The sequence below is a fragment of the Methanocalculus sp. genome (assembly GCF_029762515.1).
In the GTDB taxonomy this organism is placed as follows: domain Archaea; phylum Halobacteriota; class Methanomicrobia; order Methanomicrobiales; family Methanocorpusculaceae; genus Methanocalculus.
In genome coordinates this window covers 1-3,610 of sequence record NZ_JARVGN010000244.1, presented here as the reverse complement: position 1 = coordinate 3,610, position 3,610 = coordinate 1, and the positions used below count along the sequence as shown (strand labels likewise).

The window sequence follows — 3,610 nt, the reverse complement described above, 5'->3', positions numbered from 1 at the left end:
GAATCAGCACACCCTCCCTACTGGAATTTGATTTTGAGGGATGGATTCCTTCAGCCACTACTTGGTCCGGAATCACTTACAAACAGAAGGCAGGATTATCCAAAAACATATCTCCCAAATGGAGCGATTTATATTACGTCCCCATCAATTTTGAAACAATATCATTCTTTCTATACAATAAAAACCAAACCCTATTATATGTCTCAGGAGAAGAGTGTAGATATCGATAGTGAAATTGACTTCCTCATTGCTGAAACCATCATTCTAAATAAGAGATGATTCCTATTCAACCAATAAAAATCGCCCATAAAACTATAAGTGCAGATCACCCCTGCTTCATCATCGCTGAAGCAGGTGTCAACCACAATGGCGATATCACCCTTGCAAAACGGCTTATCGATGCCGCAGTGGATGCAGGAGCAGATGCTGTAAAGTTCCAGACATTCAGGGCAGATGATGTTGTCACCTCAACTGCCGAGAAGGCAGCATATCAGAAAGAAACAACGGGATCTGAAGAATCACAATATGAGATGATCAAACAGCTTGAACTCACCTATCAAGAGTTTCATGAGCTGTATGATTATGCCGGGAGCAAGGGCATCATCTTCCTCTCCACTCCGTTTGATGAAGAGAGTGTTGACTTCCTCGATCGGCTTGGACTTCCGGCATTCAAAATACCCTCAGGTGAGATCACAAATGTCCTCCTTCTGAAGAAGATTGCAGAAAAAAAGAAGCCCATCATCCTCTCCACAGGAATGGCAACTCTCGGTGAGGTGGAGGAGGCAGTTAACTATCTTCGGCAGCATGGTGCGCAGGAGATTATGCTTCTTCACTGCACAACAAGCTATCCCGCTCCTATTCATTCTGTAAACCTGCGGGCAATGGAGACGATGCGCTGTTCATTCAAGTTGCCTGTTGGTTATTCGGATCACACGGAAGGAATCACGATCCCGATTGCCGCTGCTGCCATGGGGGCGAAGGTGATTGAAAAGCATTTTACATTGTATCACTCGCTCCCAGGGCCGGATCACCAGGCCTCTCTTGAGCCGGGTGAGTTGAAGGCAATGGTTCAGGCAATACGGGATGTGGAGCGTGCATTTGGGGATGGAGTGAAGTCTCCGTATGAGGAGGAGATGGCAATAAAAAAGGTTGCCCGGCGTAGTATTGTGGCGAAAAGAGATCTCGCTGTTGGGGCATTAATTCAATCTGAAGATTTGGGAATAAAACGACCAGGAACCGGAATAGAGCCGAAATTTTTGGATCAGATTATTGGTAAAAAAGCTAAAAAAGCAATTCCAAGGGATCATGTCATTATATGGGATATGGTGGAATGACCCGGAAAATACTCTATATCACCGGAACACGGGCTGATTATGGCCTCATGCGTTCAGTACTCAGGAGAATTCATGAACATCCGGATCTCTCTCTTGACATAGTTGTTACAGGAATGCACCTGATGGATGAATTTGGTCATACAATCGATGAGATACAGAGTGATGGATATTCCTTTCATACTGGTGATGTTCGGTATGAAGATGATACACAAGCTGCGATGGCCATATTTATTGGAAGGTTCATTGAAAAACTCACCCCAGTTATCTCTGAAATAAAGCCTGACATTATTCTCCTTCTTGGTGATCGTGGGGAGATGCTTGCCGGGGCAATTGTTGGGGCATATTTGAGTATTCCTGTTGCTCATATCCATGGAGGAGAGATCACTTCAACGGTGGATGACGCAACCAGACATGCAATCACAAAACTTGCATCAATACATTTTCCAGCTACAGAAGAGAGCAAGAATAGAATTATCAATATGGGAGAAGAACCATCACGAGTTTTTTTGGTTGGTGCCCCGGGGCTTGATCAGATTCTGGAGGAAAAATTACTCTCTAAAACTGAGCTGGCTGAAAAATATCACCTTGATTTTTCAAAACCCATCGTTATGATCATCCAACACCCGGTAACTGAAGAGATACATGATGCAGGTGCCCAGATTCGGGAGACAATGGAAGCAATTGTGTCACTGGAATATCAGACTATACTCATCTATCCAAATGCAGATGCTGGTGGGAGGGCAATGATCGCTGTGATTCAGGACTATCTGGAATACCCATTCATTCAAACATTTCAAAGCATTCCACATAGAGACTATCTTAGTCTTTTAAATGTGGTGGACGTCTTGGTTGGTAATTCAAGTAGTGCCCTCATTGAAGCCCCCTCTTTTGAACTCCCTGCGATTAATATCGGTACAAGACAAAAAGGAAGGGAGAAAGGCTCAAATGTCATCGACTCTGCATATGCAAGGGTTGAGATACGAAGGGCTATTGAAAAGGCACTAACCAATTCTGCATTCAGGGAACAGGTAAGGGATTGCTTAAATCCATATGGAGAGGGGAAATCATCAGAAAGAATTACTTATATTCTTTCAACAATAGATCTCACTATTAAAAACGTGCAGGAATGAATATAAGCAGCACTGATGAATAAAGAGGCTATGGCGATGATTTGTTTTAGAGAAATATGGGGGGATTGCGATCCGTCTTTATGATACTTGGGAGTATCCACTCATTGTGGACGGTAAGCCAACAATATATCAATGGATTGTGAAGCACTCACAACAATTTAAACTTGGATATAAAACAGATATTGGGGCTTTCACCTATATTAATGCAAAGAATGGAGTAACCATTGATGATTATGTGCAGATTGGGTCACACTGCTCACTCTACTCAGTCTCAACGATTGATAAAAAAGAGGGCGCTATCAGATTAAAAAAAGGATCGCGTATAGGGACCCATTCAGTGATTATGCCGGGAATTACAATTGGAGAAGGATCTATTATTGGGGCGTTTAGTTTTGTAAATATCGATATTCCGGATAATGTCCTCGCATTTGGCGTTCCTGCGAAAGTTATCCGCCCCCTAACCGATGATGAAAGAAAGGATGAAATGGAGCAATCCTAATGACCTGGAACATACCTCTCTTTAAAATGTACTACGATGAAGACGATATCGAATCCGTTACCACAGCTCTGCGCTCAGGCATGAACTGGGCTGTTGGATCTGACGTCACATCATTTGAAAACGAGCTTGCCGAATACATCGGCACCAGTTATTGTCTCACCTTCAACTCCGGCACATCAGCTCTGCACACAGCCCTGCTGGCGCATGGGGTAGGCGCAGGGGATGAAGTGATCATTCCGTCATTCACCTTCATTGCTACAGCGAATGCCCCGCTCTTTGTCGGTGCTCGCCCGGTCTTTGCTGATATCGAGGAGACGACACTCGGCCTTGACCCGGATAGTGTCCTTGAGCAGATCACTTCACGAACCCGTGCCATCATGCCTGTTCACTATGGGGGGTGCCCCTGTCAGATCAGGGAGCTGCGGGAGATCGCAGATGATCACAAGCTCATCCTTATCGAGGACGCTGCAGAGGCGTTGGGTGCTTCAATAGATGGCCAAAAAGTTGGATCATTTGGGGACTCATCAATGCTCAGCTTCTGTCAGAATAAGGTGATTACAACTGGGGAGGGAGGGGCTCTTGTCACAGATGATCGTGATCTCTATGAGAGGTCAAAATTGATTCGCTCTCATGGCAGATTGGAAACC

General features: G+C 44.6%; 4 protein-coding genes and 1 pseudogene. All 5 read left to right on the top strand.

The features are described 5' to 3' along the window. Positions 1 to 279, top strand: a pseudogene (locus QCH34_RS08905) (hypothetical protein); the annotation flags it as partial. After that, positions 276 to 1,334: an N-acetylneuraminate synthase gene (gene neuB, locus QCH34_RS08900; protein ID WP_300333026.1), complete on the top strand. Its 1,059-nt coding sequence runs from the start codon at positions 276 to 278 to the stop codon at positions 1,332 to 1,334. The pseudogene QCH34_RS08905 and the gene neuB, both read left to right, overlap by 4 nt. Continuing rightward, positions 1,316 to 2,464, top strand: coding sequence for a UDP-N-acetylglucosamine 2-epimerase (gene neuC, locus QCH34_RS08895; protein ID WP_300333024.1), 1,149 nt, complete (start codon positions 1,316 to 1,318; stop codon positions 2,462 to 2,464). The genes neuB and neuC overlap by 19 nt, the downstream gene beginning before the upstream one ends. Positions 2,465 to 2,570: 106 nt before the next feature. Then, positions 2,571 to 2,963, top strand: coding sequence for an acyltransferase (locus tag QCH34_RS08890; protein WP_300333022.1), 393 nt, complete (start codon positions 2,571 to 2,573; stop codon positions 2,961 to 2,963). A gap of 26 nt (positions 2,964 to 2,989) precedes the next feature. Further along, the coding region (locus QCH34_RS08885) for a DegT/DnrJ/EryC1/StrS family aminotransferase (protein WP_300333020.1) at positions 2,990 to 3,610 on the top strand (621 nt) is incomplete at its 3' end.

What these genes read in the sequence shown, in the direction of transcription:
- neuB (WP_300333026.1), top strand. Translation starts at nt 276, where the DNA reads ATGATTCCTATTCAACCAATAAAAATCGCCCATAAAACTATAAGTGCA.
- neuC (WP_300333024.1), top strand. Translation starts at nt 1,316, where the DNA reads ATGGGATATGGTGGAATGACCCGGAAAATACTCTATATCACCGGAACA.